General features: G+C 60.6%; 13 protein-coding genes and 3 tRNA genes. All 16 read right to left on the reverse strand.

Annotated features, from left to right (window positions below):
* Positions 1-105: 105 nt before the first annotated feature.
* Positions 106-1,386, reverse strand: a complete 1,281-nt coding sequence (locus tag JFT58_RS29395) for a metallophosphoesterase (protein WP_198834843.1) — start codon at positions 1,384-1,386, stop codon at positions 106-108.
* A gap of 631 nt (positions 1,387-2,017) precedes the next feature.
* Positions 2,018-3,331: a tyrosine-type recombinase/integrase gene (locus tag JFT58_RS29400; RefSeq protein WP_198834844.1), complete on the reverse strand. Its 1,314-nt coding sequence runs from the start codon at positions 3,329-3,331 to the stop codon at positions 2,018-2,020.
* Positions 3,332-3,564: 233 nt separating this feature from the next.
* Positions 3,565-3,641 (reverse strand) — tRNA-Asp (locus tag JFT58_RS29405).
* 105 nt (positions 3,642-3,746) lie between these two features.
* Positions 3,747-3,823: transfer RNA gene (locus JFT58_RS29410), tRNA-Asp, on the reverse strand.
* 55 nt (positions 3,824-3,878) lie between these two features.
* Positions 3,879-3,954 (reverse strand) — tRNA-Val (locus JFT58_RS29415).
* Between the two features lie 107 nt (positions 3,955-4,061).
* Entirely contained in the window at positions 4,062-4,826 is a 765-nt protein-coding gene (locus tag JFT58_RS29420) for an SDR family oxidoreductase (RefSeq protein WP_003192533.1), read from the reverse strand.
* Between the two features lie 11 nt (positions 4,827-4,837).
* Entirely contained in the window at positions 4,838-6,049 is a 1,212-nt protein-coding gene (locus JFT58_RS29425; protein WP_014719150.1) for an O-succinylhomoserine sulfhydrylase, read from the reverse strand.
* A gap of 65 nt (positions 6,050-6,114) precedes the next feature.
* The gene (gene purF / locus JFT58_RS29430) at positions 6,115-7,620 is read right to left on the reverse strand and encodes an amidophosphoribosyltransferase (RefSeq protein WP_003192537.1); all 1,506 of its coding nucleotides are present in this window, start codon (positions 7,618-7,620) and stop codon (positions 6,115-6,117) included.
* Between the two features lie 41 nt (positions 7,621-7,661).
* The gene (locus JFT58_RS29435) at positions 7,662-8,219 is read right to left on the reverse strand and encodes a CvpA family protein (protein ID WP_003192538.1); all 558 of its coding nucleotides are present in this window, start codon (positions 8,217-8,219) and stop codon (positions 7,662-7,664) included.
* A 242-nt stretch (positions 8,220-8,461) separates the two neighbouring features.
* The gene (locus JFT58_RS29440) at positions 8,462-9,130 is read right to left on the reverse strand and encodes an SPOR domain-containing protein (protein WP_054898767.1); all 669 of its coding nucleotides are present in this window, start codon (positions 9,128-9,130) and stop codon (positions 8,462-8,464) included.
* A complete protein-coding gene (gene folC, locus JFT58_RS29445; RefSeq protein WP_054898766.1) occupies positions 9,114-10,421 on the reverse strand; it encodes a bifunctional tetrahydrofolate synthase/dihydrofolate synthase in 1,308 nt (435 codons plus the stop codon). The genes JFT58_RS29440 and folC overlap by 17 nt, the downstream gene beginning before the upstream one ends.
* Positions 10,418-11,338, reverse strand: coding sequence for an acetyl-CoA carboxylase, carboxyltransferase subunit beta (gene accD / locus JFT58_RS29450; RefSeq protein WP_198834845.1), 921 nt, complete (start codon positions 11,336-11,338; stop codon positions 10,418-10,420). Before accD ends, folC begins: the two co-directional genes overlap by 4 nt.
* 245 nt (positions 11,339-11,583) lie before the next feature.
* Positions 11,584-12,216 (reverse strand): phosphoribosylanthranilate isomerase, encoded by a 633-nt coding sequence (locus JFT58_RS29455; RefSeq protein ID WP_034126238.1) that lies wholly within the window; start codon positions 12,214-12,216, stop codon positions 11,584-11,586.
* A gap of 63 nt (positions 12,217-12,279) precedes the next feature.
* The gene (gene truA, locus JFT58_RS29460) at positions 12,280-13,104 is read right to left on the reverse strand and encodes a tRNA pseudouridine(38-40) synthase TruA (protein WP_054898765.1); all 825 of its coding nucleotides are present in this window, start codon (positions 13,102-13,104) and stop codon (positions 12,280-12,282) included.
* 243 nt (positions 13,105-13,347) lie between these two features.
* Positions 13,348-15,867: a FimV/HubP family polar landmark protein gene (locus tag JFT58_RS29465; protein ID WP_054899005.1), complete on the reverse strand. Its 2,520-nt coding sequence runs from the start codon at positions 15,865-15,867 to the stop codon at positions 13,348-13,350.
* 161 nt (positions 15,868-16,028) lie between these two features.
* Positions 16,029-17,039, reverse strand: a complete 1,011-nt coding sequence (locus JFT58_RS29470; protein WP_054899004.1) for an aspartate-semialdehyde dehydrogenase — start codon at positions 17,037-17,039, stop codon at positions 16,029-16,031.
* Positions 17,040-17,221: the final 182 nt, after the last annotated feature.

The raw sequence follows: 17,221 nt of genomic DNA on the forward strand, positions 1-17,221 counted from the left end.
TTCTTTTCGGTCACTTGTTTGACCGCCTGGATTTTGAATTCTTCGGGATATCGCTGGTTGCTCATGGCACCTCCTAATGGGCCTCATTTTAAGGCTTGGAGGTGTCTACGAAACTAGGGGCGATTCAATATTTCGGAAAAGTTTGCTTTCCGTCTCGTGAGTAAAATGATCCATATTTTCATTAGGTACGGCGTCAAGCTCCACCAAAATACGAAGTCGTTCGCCCTCTGTAAGATCGCGGAAGAAACGCAAATGGAGATTCTGATACTCCGTCTCATCAACGCGCGAGTTGCCGGCCATCTCTTCCTCCGGCGGTAAGATAATCTCGACCGGCGCCGGCTCCATATCCTGGCCTGTTTTGACCCTGGTGCCGATGGAAGGCCTTGTTGCCTTAAGAAAATTGGGTGAACCTAAAACGGTTCGTTGCCCATGCCCACCAAGACGCATATCGTCCGACTCGAACCGCTTCATGTCGTCGTTCCATGCTCGGGCGTACAGTGTTACGGCAAGAGCATCGTCGTTCTCATCCCAGTCAAACTGGATAATGTTGTAAGCATAAGTGTAGGTGTCATCGAAGCTATCAGGTGTCGTAGCTCCAGCGGCAAGCATCATGAGGTCGCGCCCAGGTTCTACGTTTTGGACATCTACTGCTGCCAGGTGCTCATGGCCGGAAATGAAAACTCGAGCTCGGCTTCTTAAGAACCTCTTGGTCTCAGCCGAGTCGGCGTACCAATCAAGTGGATGATGAGTTAGCACCACCAGCTCTTCGCCGATCGCCTCATTCATAACCCGCTGGCGGGCTCCCAGAAGCAAATTTCCCTTTTCGTCTTTACGCCTCGAACAAATCAAAGCGGAGTTTAGTCGGACAAAGCGAATCGCTCGTCCATTGGCGAGCTCCACCCTACGCTCTGCACTGCTATTGCCGCTGCAGTCGAGCGGACACTGGTAAGCGTCGGCGAAGCGTCGGTACTCTTCAAAGCGACGATAAAGGACCTCTCTTGCCACCGCCTCTTCAAGAAAGTCATCCAGCTTCGCTTCACCTTCGTTACCGATCGCCGCGAGCATCATTTCAGTCAATCCTTTGATCTGATCTCGATCGACATCGTGATTTCCTGGGACCATTTGAATATCAGCTGCCGTACAACCAACGCGGGAGGCAAGTTCATCAAGCCACAATCCAGCTGCGTCATACTCATGACGTTTGCCCGCATATGCGATGTCTCCCGTCACTAAGATGCCCGAAGCTGTTCTGGTAGGTAGTGTAGCCACGTGTGCGGCCGCATCTTCGATTAACTGCCTGCGAGCGTCCTCGTTGACTATCCGAATGCTGCTAGCTTTTTCTTGTCCGAAGTGAATATCGGAGAGGTGGATAAATACGGCCGCCAAACTGAACTCCTTGTTTGCCTCACGCAACTGATGTGAAAGGGGCTGGAAGACTGTCCTTGCGCGCGATCTCAACCCTAGGCGGTACTTGGTTGTACCCAACAGAGCTGTAAAACGGGTCAGTCGACGCCGAAAAGGTCACCTAGGGAGTAACGGAAAATGAATCGAAGCTAGCAAAATGCTATACCCACGTCCACCCGTGGTTGCTGCTGATGGTTGCGGCTCGCTGAGCGGGATCATGCTTGATCAGCCCTCTCCACGTCACGCCGCTGAAACTGCGTGATACCTAATACCTCTGCCGGCCTGAGAGATTGTCTGAATGGCCTCCGCAGCAACCGAGACTATCACCCGCCAATACCCATCCCCCGGTGCTCGCCTCTCGGACCTCCGATATGGGCAATGCAGTAGACGAACGCACTTGCCACTTCAGAGCATCGCCTTGGCACGGAGAGCCTCCGGACATGAGATCAGAACACAATTGCGCCTTCGGAATGGCAACGCTATCCAGATCCAAAATATCCGTGGGAGTATTTTTTAGACATGAAAAAGCCCAACCGGTGAAGATTGGGCTAAGTCATAGAATATGGCCGGGACGGAGTGATTCGAACACTCGACCCCCTAGCACCCGATACTATTAATCAGCCGACTCCCGCTGTGCACTCAGACACCCCATTGAAATTCGCCCGGTATGCGGCATGTATGCTTCGGGCGTAGGCGGAGAAACGCCGCCCTCTAGCGCATCTAATAAATCCGCCCAATATTGCATCATCCTACGTCTCGGCTCGACGTATTCTGCATGATTGTATGCAGCCCGAATTTGGTTGGTATCAGCGTGTGAAAGCTGCGCCTCAATCCACTCTTCTACAAAGCCAACCTCATTAAGCGCCGTGGAGATGGTAGCCCTGATGCCATGACCGGTGAGCCTTCCTTTGTAACCCATACGGCTAATCGTGGTGTTAAGGGTATTTTCACTGATCATTTCCTGCGATTCGTATCGGTGAACCAGCAGGTACCGCGCACCGCGCGCCCTTAGCTGCATTAGCCGCTGCACAATTGCAATTGCTTGGGTAGACAGTGGAATTACATAAGGTGGGATCTCATTCCCCTGGGTTCGAACACGACTCCGGAGTTGCTTGACACCCTCCGGCGGCACCAGCCAGATCCCCTTGTCGAGGTCGAATTGGTCTGGCGTCGCCGCACGTAGCTCTCCTGTACGCACCCCTGTCAACAGCAATAGACGGATACCAAGTCGTGTCGCTTCTGCACACCCATAGTTGGTTACGGTCCTTAGCAGTCCTGGAAGTTCATTTACCTGGAGGAAAGGATTATGGCGAACTGGCCGCGGCGTCTCGGCAACGATATCAAGATCTGCTGCTGGGTTCACATCAAGGAGCCCTTCCGCCATGGCAAAACGGAAGATCTGGTTGAGCCAGGTGCGCACCTTTCGAGCAGAGACCAGCGCCCCTCTGCGCTCAATTCGCCTAATGAGCTCCAGCACGTCACCACGAGAAATATCTGAGATCGGAAGATCGCCCAAACACGGCAGCATGTCCTTCTTCAGGTATTTGCTCGCTTGCCCTGCACTGCCCCTCTTACTTTTCGTCAGCTTTTTACTTCGGAACTCATGCCAGCGACCAGCAACCGCTTCAAACGTGTTGTTGGCGGCGTGAGAGGCTTTTTGGCGCTCGGCGCGACGATGTGAGCGGGGATCGATATTGTTGGCCACCAGCGCGCGTGCAGCCTCTCTCCGCTGGCGAGCCTCCTTGAGACTGACGTCGGGATAGATGCCAAGGGAAATACGCAATTGCTTGTCATGCCAATAGAAGCGGAAATGCCAGCGCTTCGAACCCGTCGTGGGCACTTGCAGAGATAAGCCATCCCCATCAGTTAACGTGTAAGGCTTGCTGGCGGGCTTGGCTTGCTTGATCGCTGTATCTGTCAGAGCCATCAGACACCTCCTTTTGCATCAAGGAGGGGAATACAACCCAGCGGTAGACGGACCAATAAGAAAATTGATGCGCAAGGAATCGTAAAAGGCTGTGCCAGCGGTGTACTTAAATGTGTACTTAAAAACCGTGGCTGGAGATGGATTCCAATGGAATTCAGAAAACGAAAAAATCGGCTCAAGGCCGCTATTTCCGTAGCTTCCAGGCGTTCAGTGGGCCTTAGTGGAAGCAAATATGGCGCAGCGGACGGGACTCGAACCCGCGACCCCCGGCGTGACAGGCCGGTATTCTAACCGACTGAACTACCGCTGCGTATCGCTTGGCTGATTGAGCATGAACCCTCAACCACCTTTAAACATCTGATCGATCAGCCTTGGCTGTTCAATCTCAAGCCCGACAGATCGAACCTGGAAAATATGGCGCAGCGGACGGGACTCGAACCCGCGACCCCCGGCGTGACAGGCCGGTATTCTAACCGACTGAACTACCGCTGCGCGTCGGTGCAACCTTTAACGTTGCGTCTTGCCCTAGGGCAAAACTCTCAAGAAGTGGTGGGTGATGACGGGATCGAACCGCCGACCCTCTGCTTGTAAGGCAGATGCTCTCCCAGCTGAGCTAATCACCCTTTGCTTCGTTGAGGCCGCGAAATTTACGCAGGTAGCGGACCTAAGTCAATAGCCTGCTTGAAGTTTTTCTGAAAAAGACAAAATGACTTCAAGACGGCTACCCGCCCTACTCGCTGTAAATCATCTTCTTGCTCATGCCGCCGTCCACCACGAACTCTTGCCCGGTGACGAACCCGGCCTGGCGTGACAGCAACCAGGCCACCATCGCCGCCACGTCCTCCACCGTCCCCACCCTGCCCGCCGGATGCTGGGCATGATCGGCGTCGGTGAGCGGCTCTGCACGCCGCGCAGCCGGGTCACGTGCGTCGATCCAGCCAGGGCTGACCGCATTGACCCGCACTTCCGGCCCCAGGCTCATGGCCAGGGCGTGGGTCAGGGCCAACAGCCCACCTTTGCTGGCCGCATAGGCTTCGGTGTCAGGCTCGGATTGACGCGCCCGGGTCGAGGCCAGGTTGACGATGGCACCGCCATGGGCACGCAGGTAAGGCGCGCAGTGCTTGGCCAGCAGCATCGGCCCACTGAGGTTGACCGCCAGCACCCGATTCCAGTACGCCAGGTCGAGGCTTTCCAGGGTGATATTGCGCGGGTCGGCCACCGCCGCGTTGCACACCAACGCATCCAGGCGCCCGAACTGCCCCAGCACCTCGGCGACACCCTGGGCCACTTGCTTCTCGTCGGCCACGTCCATGGTGATAAACCAGGCGTTGTCGCCCAGCACCTTGGACACCTTGGCACCGCGCTCGCGGTCCAGGTCGGTCAACACCACCTGCCAGCCTTCGCTGATCAGCCACGCGGCAATCCCGAGGCCAATGCCCCGCGCCGCGCCCGTCACCAACGCCACGCGCCCGTTACTGGCCGCTGCGGCCTCCATGGACCACTCGATCACAAGGCCGCCAGCCCGCGGGCCAGGTCTGCCTGCAAGTCAGCGACATCTTCCAGGCCCACCGCAATGCGGATCAGGCTGTCACGGATGCCGGCCGCTTCACGCTCCTGCGGCGCCAGGCGCCCGTGGGAGGTGGTGCTCGGGTGGGTGATGGTGGTCTTGCTGTCACCCAGGTTGGCGGTAATGGAGATCAAGCGCGTCGCGTCGATGAAGCGCCAGGCGCCGTCTTTGCCGCCCTTCACTTCAAAACTCACCACTGCACCGAAACCGCGCTGCTGGCGCTGGGCCAAGGCGTGTTGCGGGTGACTCTTGAGGCCGGCGTAATGCACCTTCTCGATACCGTCCTGCTGCTCCAGCCACTCGGCCAGGGCCTGGGCGTTGGCGCAATGGGCTTTCATGCGCAGGCTGAGGGTTTCCAGGCCTTTGAGGAAGATCCAGGCGTTGAACGGGCTGAGGGTCGGGCCGGCGGTGCGCAGGAAGCCCACCACTTCCTTCATCTGCTCGCTGCGACCGGCCACCACGCCGCCCATGCAACGGCCCTGGCCGTCGATGAACTTGGTTGCCGAGTGAACCACAATGTCCGCACCCAGCTTCAGCGGTTGCTGCAAGGCCGGGGTGCAGAAGCAGTTGTCCACCACCAGCATGGCGCCCTTGGCATGCGCGACTTCGGACAGCGCGGCGATGTCCACCAGCTCAGCGAGCGGGTTGGACGGCGATTCGACGAACAACAGCTTGGTATTGGCCTTGATGGCCGCCTCCCAACCGGACAGGTCCGCCAGGGGCACGTAATCGACTTCAATACCGAAACGCTTGAAGTACTTCTCGAACAAGCTGATGGTCGAGCCGAACACGCTGCGCGATACCAGCACATGGTCGCCGGCGCTGCACAGGCTCATCACCACGGCCAGGATGGCCGCCATGCCGGTGGCAGTCGCCACGGCCTGCTCGGCACCTTCCAGGGCCGCAATGCGCTCTTCGAACGCACGCACGGTCGGGTTGGTGTAGCGCGAATACACGTTGCCCGGCACTTCGCCAGCAAACCGCGCAGCGGCGTCGGCGGCAGTACGAAACACGTAGCTGGAGGTGAAGAACATCGGGTCGCCGTGCTCACCTTCCGGGGTACGGTGCTGGCCGGCGCGCACAGCCAGGGTATCGAAAGCTACGCCATCGAGGTCGCTGTCCAACCGACCGGCATCCCATTCCTGACTCATGCTGCGACTCCTTATTCAATTCTTTGTTTAAGATACAAAACCGGCCCCTCAGGGCCGGTGTTTACTCAGTTGTTATACAGGTCGATGATCGCGCTGACCGCCTGTGTCTTGATCTTCGACGAGTCGTTGCGCGCCTGCTCGATCTTGTTCAGGTAGGCCTCGTCGACATCGCCGGTCACGTACTTGCCGTCGAACACGGCGCAGTCGAACTGCTCGATCTTGATCTTGCCACCGCCAACCGCTTCGATCAGGTCCGGCAGGTCCTGGTAGATCAGCCAGTCGGCGCCGATCAGGTCGGCCACGTCCTGGGTCGAACGATTATGCGCGATCAGCTCATGGGCGCTCGGCATGTCGATACCGTACACGTTCGGGTAACGCACCGCAGGCGCAGCGGAACAGAAGTACACGTTCTTCGCCCCGGCTTCGCGGGCCATCTGGATGATCTGCTTGCAGGTGGTGCCCCGCACGATGGAGTCATCTACCAGCATTACGTTCTTGCCGCGGAACTCAAGCTCGATGGCGTTGAGCTTCTGGCGTACCGATTTCTTGCGCGCAGCCTGGCCGGGCATGATGAAGGTACGGCCGATGTAGCGGTTCTTCACGAAGCCTTCGCGGAACTTGACGCCCAGGTGGTTGGCCAGTTCCAGAGCAGCGGTACGGCTGGTATCCGGGATCGGGATGACCACATCGATATCGTGCTCGGGACGCTCGCGCAGGATCTTCTCGGCCAGCTTCTCGCCCATGCGCAGGCGCGCCTTGTAGACCGAGACGCCGTCGATGATCGAATCCGGACGCGCCAGGTAGACGTGCTCGAAGATGCACGGGGTGAGTTTCGGCGCTACGGCGCACTGACGGGTGTGCAGCTTGCCGTCTTCAGTGATGTAGACAGCCTCGCCCGGCGCCAGGTCGCGGATCAGGGTGAAGCCCAGCACGTCCAGGGACACGCTTTCGGAAGCGATCATGTACTCGACGCCTTCGTCGGTGTGACGCTGGCCGAACACGATCGGGCGAATGCCATGGGGGTCGCGGAAACCAACGATGCCGTAACCGGTGATCATCGCCACCACCGCATAACCACCGACGCAACGGTTGTGCACGTCGATCACGGCGGCGAACACGTCTTCTTCGGTCGGCTGCAGCTTGCCACGCTGGGCCAGCTCGTGGGCGAACACGTTGAGCAGCACTTCCGAATCGGAGCTGGTGTTGACGTGGCGCAGGTCAGATTCGTAGATCTCCTTGGCCAGTTGTTCAACGTTGGTCAGGTTACCGTTGTGCGCCAAGGTGATGCCATAAGGCGAGTTGACGTAGAACGGTTGAGCTTCGGCCGAGGTCGAGCTACCGGCAGTCGGGTAGCGCACATGGCCAATGCCCATGTGCCCGACGAGGCGCTGCATGTGACGCTGATGGAACACGTCACGCACCAGGCCATTGTCCTTGCGCAGGAATAACCGGCCGTCGTGGCTGGTCACAATACCGGCAGCGTCCTGGCCGCGGTGCTGGAGGACGGTTAGCGCGTCATACAGCGCCTGATTGACGTTCGACTTACCGACGATACCGACGATGCCACACATGCGACGCAACCCCTACTTAATGAATCTTGACTGAACACAGCTTACTGAGGCGTTTTGGCCGGTAAGAGGTGCTCCTTGAACGGAAGATCAGCGGGTACGCTGATTCCGCTGGCCAGCCACTGACTGCTCCACCCCAGGATGAGGTTCTTGGACCAGTCTGCAACCAATAGAAATTTTGGCACGAGTACCGACTCCTGCCACCACGAATCCTGCTGTACCGGCCCCAGGCTCAACAGCCCGACCGCCACGACCACCAGCAACGCGCCACGCGCAGCCCCGAAGGCCATGCCGAGAAATCGATCGGTCCCGGAGAGGCCGGTGACACGTATCAACTCGCCAATAAGATAATTGACCATTGCCCCCACCAACAGCGTGGCGATGAACATGATGGCGCAGCCCGCGATGACGCGAGCCGAAGGTGTCTCTATGTACCCGGCCAGGTAGACCGACAGTGAACCACCGAACATCCAGGCTACGACTCCTGCGATGATCCAAGTCAGCAACGACAGTGCTTCTTTTACGAAGCCGCGGCTCAGACTGATCAAAGCGGAGATGGCGACGATTGCAACGATCGCCCAATCAACCCAGGTAAATGGCACAGTGCAGCCTACGTACGGATAAGGCGGCGCATTTTAGCAGAGCGCCGGGCTATCGGTAAGCGGTGATTGCGGGTGCTTTGCAAATCAATAGATTGTGACGGGCCAATCGCATTTCAACCCCAGCACAAACCAATGTGGGAGCTGGCTTGCCTGCGATGAGGGCGGCACGCTCGACATCGTTGTCGATTGAACCACCGCCATCGCAGGCAAGCCAGCTCCCACATTTAGAGCCTATTGCCCGTTCAGCCGCGCTCGGGCTGGAAACGCACCACAAACCCGTTGAGGTTCTGCTGACGACCCAGCAAATCGCGCAGGCGATCTGCCTCCGCACGCTCGATCAGCGGCCCGACAAACACACGATTCTTGCCGTCAGCGCTGCGGATATAAGCGTTATACCCCTGGGCACGCAGCTTTTTCTGCAAGGCGTCGGCACTTTCGCGATTGGCCAGGCTGGCCAGCTGGATCGACCAACTGACCGGCAGGCCATTAGGGTCGATGCGACTCTGCCCCACATCCGGCTTGCCAGGCGCTGCAGGCTGCGGCGCTACCGGCTTGGGCGCTGGCGCCGGTGCAGCCGGTTTGGCGGCGACAGCCGGGGCTGGCGTTGGCTTGACCACCGGCACACTTGGCTGCACCGGCATCGAAGGGGCCTGTGAAGGCGCCTGCTGTGTGACGACCTCCTCCTCGACGGGCACAGGCTCTTGCGGCAACACCTGAGGCTCAGGCACGACCACCGGTTCGACCTGAACCTGCGGCACCACCGGCGCCTGGGGCGCAGCGGGAGCTTCAACCACCACCTGGCGCTGTTCGTCCTGGCGGGAAAACAGCATCGGCAAAAAGATTACCGCCAACGCCACCAGCACCAGGGCCCCGACCATTCGCTGCTTGTATGCGCTATCCAGTAATGCCATGTGCAGCTTCCTCCGTGGAGCGCCGGGCCAGCCATTCAAGCGCCTCGGCAACACAATAAAATGATCCGAACAACAGGATTTCGTCCTCGGCCGTCGCTACCGCACACTGCGCCTCCAGGGCTGCAGTGACGCTTGCATACGACGTCACCGGCGCGCCAAGGTTCTGCAAGGCAGTTTCCAACTCAACCGCAGGACGGCTGCGTGGCGTGTCCAGCGGCGCAACGGCCCAAGACTGGACGCTGCCCAGCAGTGGCGCAACCACGCCGTCCAGGTCCTTGTCGACCAACAACCCGAACACCGCCAGGCGACGCCCCACCGGCGGCGTACGCGCCAGACGCTCAGCCAGGTACTGCGCAGCATGGGGGTTATGGCCTACATCCAACATCAGGCTCAGGCGCTTGCCTTGCCAGTCGAAGGTTCGGCGATCGAGGCGCCCCACCACTTTCGTTGCCAGCAAGGTCGCCGCGATCTGCGCGGCGTCCCACGGCAGGTCCAGCAGCAAATAGGCTTGCAGCGCGAGCGCGGCGTTTTCCATCGGCAGGTTCAGCAACGGCAAATCAAGCAGCTCTACCCGTTGGCCACGTGCATCCTGCCCACGCCATTGCCAATGGGTGTCGCCGATGTCCAGGGTGAACTCGCGACCCCGCAGGTAGAACAGGCAATCCAGTTCGCGCGCCCTGTCGAGCAAGGGTTGCGGCGGGTCCAGGTCACCACACAGCGCCGGACGGCCCTGGCGGAAGATCCCGGCCTTTTCAAAAGACACCGATTCGCGGGTATTGCCCAGGTAATCGGCATGATCGACACCAATGCTGGTTACCAGGGCCAGGTCGGCATCCACCACGTTGACAGTATCCAGGCGCCCGCCGAGGCCGACTTCCAGCACGACCACATCCAGTTGCGCACGCTCGAACAGCCAGAACGCCGCCAGGGTGCCCATCTCGAAATAGGTCAGGGAAATGTCGCCACGCCCGGCTTCCAGGGCTGCGAAGGCTTCGCACAGCTGGGCATCAGTGGCTTCGACGCCATTGAGCTGCACCCGCTCGTTGTAGCGCAGCAGGTGCGGCGAACTGTACACGCCGACTTTGAGGCCCTGGGCCTGCAACAGCGCGGCGACAAAGGCACAGGTGGAGCCTTTGCCGTTGGTGCCGGTCACCGTGATCACACGCGGTGCCGGCTGGCCCAACCCGAGGCGGGCCGCTACCTGTTGCGAGCGCTCCAGGCCCATGTCGATGGCGGACGGATGCAACTGCTCAAGGTAGGCGAGCCATTCGCCCAGGGTACGTTGGGTCATAGGTTTGCTGGCACCGGCGGCACGACGATCGGCTCGACCTTAGGCGCGATGTACACAGGCGTCGGCAAGCCCATCATTTGCGCGAGCAGGCTGCCCAGGCGAGGGCGCAGTTCGCCACGCGAAATGATCAGGTCGATCGCACCGTGCTCCAGCAGGAACTCGCTGCGCTGGAAGCCTTCCGGCAGTTTTTCCCGCACGGTCTGCTCGATCACGCGCGGGCCGGCAAAACCGATCAGGGCTTTAGGCTCGCCAACGATCACATCGCCCAACATCGCCAGGCTGGCGGAGACGCCGCCGTAGACCGGGTCGGTCAGTACGGAGATGAACGGAATGCCTTCTTCACGCAGACGCGCCAGTACCGCCGAGGTCTTGGCCATTTGCATCAGGGAAATCAGGGCTTCCTGCATGCGCGCACCACCGGAGGCGGCGAAGCAGATCATCGGGCAACGGTTTTCCAGGGCATAGTTGGCAGCGCGAACAAAGCGCTCACCGACGATGGCACCCATGGAGCCGCCCATGAAGGAGAATTCGAAGGCCGAGACTACTACCGGCATGCCCAGCAGCTTGCCGCTGACCGAAATCAGCGCGTCTTTTTCGCCAGTCTGCTTCTGTGCGCCGACCAGGCGGTCCTTGTACTTCTTGCTGTCGCGGAACTTGAGACGGTCAACCGGCTCCAGGTCGGCACCCAGTTCATTACGGCCATCGGCATCCAGGAAGATGTCGATACGGGCGCGTGCGCCAATACGCATGTGGTGGTTGCACTTGGGGCAAACGTCCAGGGTCTTTTCCAGCTCCGGGCGATACAGCACCGCGTCGCAGGATGGGCATTTGTGCCACAGACCTTCAGGAACCGAGCTTTTCTTTACCTCGGAACGCATGATCGAAGGGATCAGTTTGTCTACTAACCAGTTGCTCATGCTTTCTTTTCTCCAGTACCGGTGGCTCGAACACAGCCCCGCGTATGCCCTTGAGCTAAATTCATATGTGGCGATGACACAGACGGGACGGGGTCAGACGTTGGACCTGCCATTTCCCGCCCGTATCCTCAGCCTTCCAGACAACCTGCCAGCGCAGGGTTGCCACTTCGTTTCCGGGCCACCCACAGGCGGCGCCGGGCTGTTTTACACAGTGGTAGTTATGGACGGCGGCAGACTGCCAGCCGTCACATCCCACCCCTGCTGTTGCGCACGGCCTGCATGAACGCGCGAATCTTGCTCGGGTCCTTGATCCCCTTGCCCTGCTCCACCCCACCGCTGACGTCCACGGCATACGGCCGGACCTGTTCGATGGCCGCCTGGACATTCGCTGGAGTGAGCCCACCCGCGAGAATGACCGGCTTGCTCAACCCCTCGGGAATCAGCGTCCAGTCGAACGCCTCGCCCGTGCCACCGGGTACGCCTTCGACGTAAGTGTCCAACAGAATCCCGCGAGCGCCGGTATAAGCGGCGCAGGCTGCGGCGATATCGTCCCCAGCCTTGACTCGCAACGCCTTGATGTACGGGCGCTGATAGCTTTCGCATTCCTCTGGCGATTCGTCGCCATGGAACTGCAACATATCCAGCGGCACCGCATCCAGGGTTTCGTTGAGCTCGCAGCGGCTGGCGTTGACGAACAACCCCACGGTGGTCACGAAGGGCGGCAATGCAGCGATGATCGCCCGCGCCTGCAGCACATTCACCGCCCGTGGGCTCTTGGCATAAAACACCAGGCCAATGGCATCCGCCCCCGCTTCGACTGCCGCCAGCGCGTCTTCTATGCGGGTAATCCCGCAAATCTTGCTGCGAACGGCTGACATGTCGTAGGAACCTCAGGGTTGGACCGAGAAAGTCCCGGATGGTAACAAAAGCTTTTCCGGGCGTCAGCCGCCAAGTTCGCTGAAACCGGTGAGGAAGTGCGGCCCGATAAAGCGTTCCGGCAATTCGAACTCGTCGCGGTACTCCACATCCACCAGGTAAAGGCCGAACGGATGCGCCGTGACCCCGCCCGTGCGGCGAATGCGGCTATCCAGCACTTCCTTGGCCCACTCCACCGGGCGCTCACCGGTGCCGATGGTCATCAGCACGCCAGCGATGTTGCGCACCATGTGATGCAGGAAGGCACCTGCACGGATATCCAGCACAATCATCTTGCCGTGGCGCGTCACCCGCAGGTGGTGGACTTCCTTGATCGGCGACTTGGCCTGGCACTGCCCGGCACGGAAGGCGCTGAAGTCATGCACCCCGACCAGATGCTGCGCGGCCTCGGCCATGCGCTCGGCATCCAGCGGGCGGTGGTTCCAGGTGATTTCTTCATTGAGGTGCGCCGGGCGGATCTGATCGTTGTAGATCACGTAGCGGTAACGGCGGGCGATGGCCTTGAAACGGGCGTGAAAATGCGCCGGCATGACCTTGGCCCAGCTGACGCTGACGTCATGGGGCAAATTGATATTAGCCCCCATCACCCACGCCTTCATCGACCGCTCGGCCTGGGTGTCGAAGTGCACCACTTGGCCACACGCGTGTACGCCGGCATCGGTACGCCCGGCACACATCAGCGACACCGGCGAGTTGGCGACTTTGGACAGGGCATTTTCCAGGGTTTCCTGCACCGTCAGCACCCCGGAGGCCTGACGCTGCCAGCCGCGATAGCGCGAGCCTTTGTATTCCACGCCCAGTGCGATGCGGTAAAAGCCTGCGGCCGCCATTTCGGCAGCCGCGTTATCTATATTTGCCAAGAACTGTGAGCCTGATGAGTTGCGCAAAGGCGGGCATTATAGGGCGTCAGGGTGCATGAGAGGGGGCTTTTAATCTGGGGTTTTTGTGGCGAGGGAGCTTGCTCCCGTTCGACAGCGCAGCTGGAGCCGGCTTTTCAGGGGCGCTACGCCCCCCAGCGGGAGCAAGCTCCCTCGCCACAACAAGCCCGCTCCCACATTTTTCTGCCTCGGCCGTTAGATTCGGCCGAGCATTTCCTTGGCTTCGCCACGCTGGCCTTCGTTGCCTTCGGTCAGCACCTCGGACAGGATGTCTCGCGCGCCGTCAGCATCGCCCATGTCGATATAGGCCTGGGCCAGGTCGAGCTTGGTGGCCACTTCATCAGTGCCCGAGAGGAAGTCGAAATCCGGCTCATCCTCAGCACCCAGCGCGGCATCTTCAGCCGTGAAGGAAGGCTCGATCGGCGGATGTTCCAGGCTCTGGGACAATCGATCCAGTTCAGCGTTGACGTCGTCCAGCTCCGACGCGAAGGCATCGGGCTTGGCCGCAGGCTTGCTCGGCTCGTCCGCCAGCGACAGGTCAAAGTCTTCCGGCAGGTCGAATTCGTCCAGCGCAGCCGGCGTCAGGGTCGGCGGCTCCACCGGCGGTACATCCTTGATCTGCTCTTCAAGGCCCGACAGGAAGTCGTCATCGGTTTGCGACGCGGGCGGGTCCAGCTGCAGGTCCAGGTCAAAGTCCGACAGGTCCTGTGCGTCGGCCTTAGACTCGGTCTGTTGTTTGAGCAATGTTTCAAAGGTTTGCTGGTCTTGCGCGATCTCGGCCGGCGAGGCGGCTTCCAGGTCATCCAGGCTCAAGTCGAAATCGGTGTCGAAGGTGTCTGCCTGCGCAGCCGAGGCCGGCTTGTCGTCGAGCAGGTCCTTGACGTATTGCGCATCCAGGGCTGCGGCGGCCACTGCGGCACTGACACCCGCCGCCAACACGGCCATGGCCGGGAAGCGCGCCTTGAGCTGCTCGACCTGGGCATGGTTCTCACCGTTGGCCACCAACTGGCGCTCCTGGGTGACGAACCCGTCCTTGTTGTTCTGCAGGCCATAGACTTCCATCAGCTTCAAACGCAGGTCACTGCGCTTGGGCTCGTGCTTGATGGCTTGTTCAAGCACATCCGCCGCCTGGTTCAGGTGGCCACGGTCAATATGGGATTGGGCCTGGGCCAGGGCGTCGCTGGAATTTTCCTGAGCCACGGCAACCGCCAACGGCGCCAGCACGGAGGCGACCGTCGGCGCCACAACCGTCTCGACCACCGGGGCTGGCGCGGGTGCGGCTGCTGGCGCCACTGCGGTGGCGAGCTTGACGCTCGGCGGCGGCACTTCAAGGCCCTCGAAGCTGTCAGGCGGCAGGTCTTGATCGATATTGGAAACGAACTCAGGCTCTTCGGCCAACGCCCGAGCCATGCGCAGATGCTTCTCTTCTTCACGGCGAGCATTGCGATGGCGAGCCCATAGCAGCAGAAGCAGCAGCACCACCAGCAGGGCCGCACCGCCAAGGATGCCGAGCACAATCGGGTTGGTCAGCAGATCATTGAACTTGCCTTCGGTACTGGCCGGCGCGGCAGCCGGCTTGACAGGTTCAGGCGCTGGCGCTGGCGTTGCAACAGGGGCCGCAGGCTCGGCTGCAGGCTCACCGGGCAACTGTGCGGGGATCGCGGCGGGCTCACCGGTTTGCGCCTGCAAACGAGCCAATTGGTCATTCTTCAGCTGGATCAGCTTCTGCAGCTTGTCCAGCTGGCTTTGCAGGTCGGCGGCACGGCTTTTCAGTTCTTCGTTGTCGCGCCGCGTGGTGTCGAGCTCTTCCTGGGTCATCGCCAGCTTGTCGCTCAGGGCGCGGCTGTCCCCAGCTGCGCCTTTGCCACCTTTCTTGGCGGCTTGCGCCGATACCAGGCTCAAATTGTCCTTGGCCTGGGTGCTCGACGGCGCATTGCCGGCCTGGGTGCGCCGGGTTGCATCCAACTGCGGCTTACCAGCCACTTGCCCCTGAGGACTGCGCTGGCGCTGGCGCCAGGCGGCGTTCTGCGCACTCACTTCGGCAATCGCTTGCGGCTGGGCCAGGGCTGTACTTTGGGTGATATCCGGCAGGCGTAGCACCTGGCCGGTTTTCAGGCGGTTGATGTTGCCGTCGACAAAGGCATCCGGGTTAAGCGCCTGGATAGCCAGCATCGTTTGCTGGACCGAGGCGCCATGACGGTTCTTCGCGGCAATTTCCCACAAGGTATCGTGGGGCGTGGTGGTGTGCCGGGCAAGCGTGCCAGTGGCAGGCGCAGAGCTGGCAGGCGCGCTGGCAGTCGGTGCCGGCTGGTCAAACTTGGCCGGGTCGAGCAGCACACTGTAGTCACGCATCAAGCGGCCATTGGGCCATTGCACCTGCATGAGGAAACGCACGTAGGAATCGGGCAGCGGTTTGCTGGAGGTCACACGTACCACGCTGCGACCTTCGGGGTTGATCACCGGCGTGAACGTCAGGTCATCGAGAAACGCCTGGCGGTCGACACCCGCATCCACGAAGGCCTGGGCCGAAGCCAGGCTGGGGGTGATCTCGGACGCCGTGAGGCCGCCCACATCGCGCAATTCGATTTCCACCGACAGCGGCTGGTTCAACTTCGACTTGAGGGTCATCTCCCCAAGTTGCAGCGCCTGCGCCATACCGGAGGACAGCGCCGAGGCGGCCGCTATTGCTAACACCAGTTTGCGAACTTGAACCATAGCCTCATCCTTTGTTTGAACACTTCCCGCTCTGCGAGAAGGTTGGTAACCGCTGCCATAAGGCATGGCGAGCCGATAGGTCACCGACGCGCTTGTGTTTCACTTGGGACCAAGCATAGCGCCTGGCTAGAATCAATCTACAAATTGCCGCCAAGTATCTTTTACACAAGGTCTTTTATCAACAACTGCGCCAGTTCCACGGCGTTCAGGGCCGAGCCTTTGCGTACGTTATCTGACGTCAACCAAAGATTTAGTTCCGCCGGGTCGTCGATACCTGCGCGAACTCGCCCGACGTACACCACGTCCTGGCCGACGGCATCGCCTACGGCGGTGGGGTAATCGCCCTCCTCGACCAGCTCGATTCCCGGCGCAGCGTCGAGGGCGCGGTTCACCGCGGCCAGGTCGACCGGCGCGGCCAGTTGCAGCGACACAGTCAGGCTATCGCCGAAAAACACCGGGGCTTGAACGCAGGTGGCGGAAATCTTTAGTAAAGGTGTTTCCAGCACCGCACGCAGTTCGTGTACGAGGCGCTTCTCCAGGGCGGTATGACCTTGGACGTCTGGCGTGCCGACTTGCGCCAGCAGGTTGAACGCCACTTGCCGATCGAAGAACGCTGGCTCCAAGGGACGCACGTTCAGCAGTTCGGCAGTCTGGCGCGCCAACTCGCTGACGGCCTCGCGGCCCTGGGCAGAGATGGCCAGGTTGGCGGTGACGCTCACGCGCTGGATGTCCACTACATTGCGCAACGGTGCCAGCACCACCGCGAGGTAGGTGGCACAAGGGCTCGGGCTGCCGAGCTGGAAAGGCTTTTTCAACGCGCCCAGCACATGGGCGTTGGCCTGCGGCACCACTTGCGGCGCCTGCTCGGCGGGCAATGCGCCAGACAAGTCGATCACCGCGCAGCCAGCGGCGGTGGCACGCGGGGCGAAGCTCAGGGTCACCGCGGGGCCTGCAGCGAAGAACGCCAACTGCACCTTGCTGAAATCAAACGTGTCGATCTCTTTGACCCGCACGTTCTTGCCCCGAAACGGCACCGAAGCCCCCGCCGAGTTGCTGCCCGCCAGCAGGTACAAGGTGCCCACCGGGAACTCCAGCTCTTCGAGAATCTGCACCAGGGTTTCGCCAACGGTACCGGTAGCGCCGATCACGGCGATTTCAAAGGTCTGGGTCATGGGATTGCCTCGGGCATTACGGGGGAGCGGCACTTTACCGGGTGGTAGAGGGTGAGGCAATTACAGCCCCCCTGATCGTTCCCGCGCTCTGCGTGGGAACGCCTCCTGTGACGCTCCGCGTCACGCCTCTAAAGCAGACGCAGAGCGTCCAGAGCTGCATTCCCACGCAGAGCGTGGGAACG

The organism is Pseudomonas sp. MF6767, assembly GCF_016405475.1.
In the GTDB taxonomy this organism is placed as follows: domain Bacteria; phylum Pseudomonadota; class Gammaproteobacteria; order Pseudomonadales; family Pseudomonadaceae; genus Aquipseudomonas; species Aquipseudomonas paracarnis.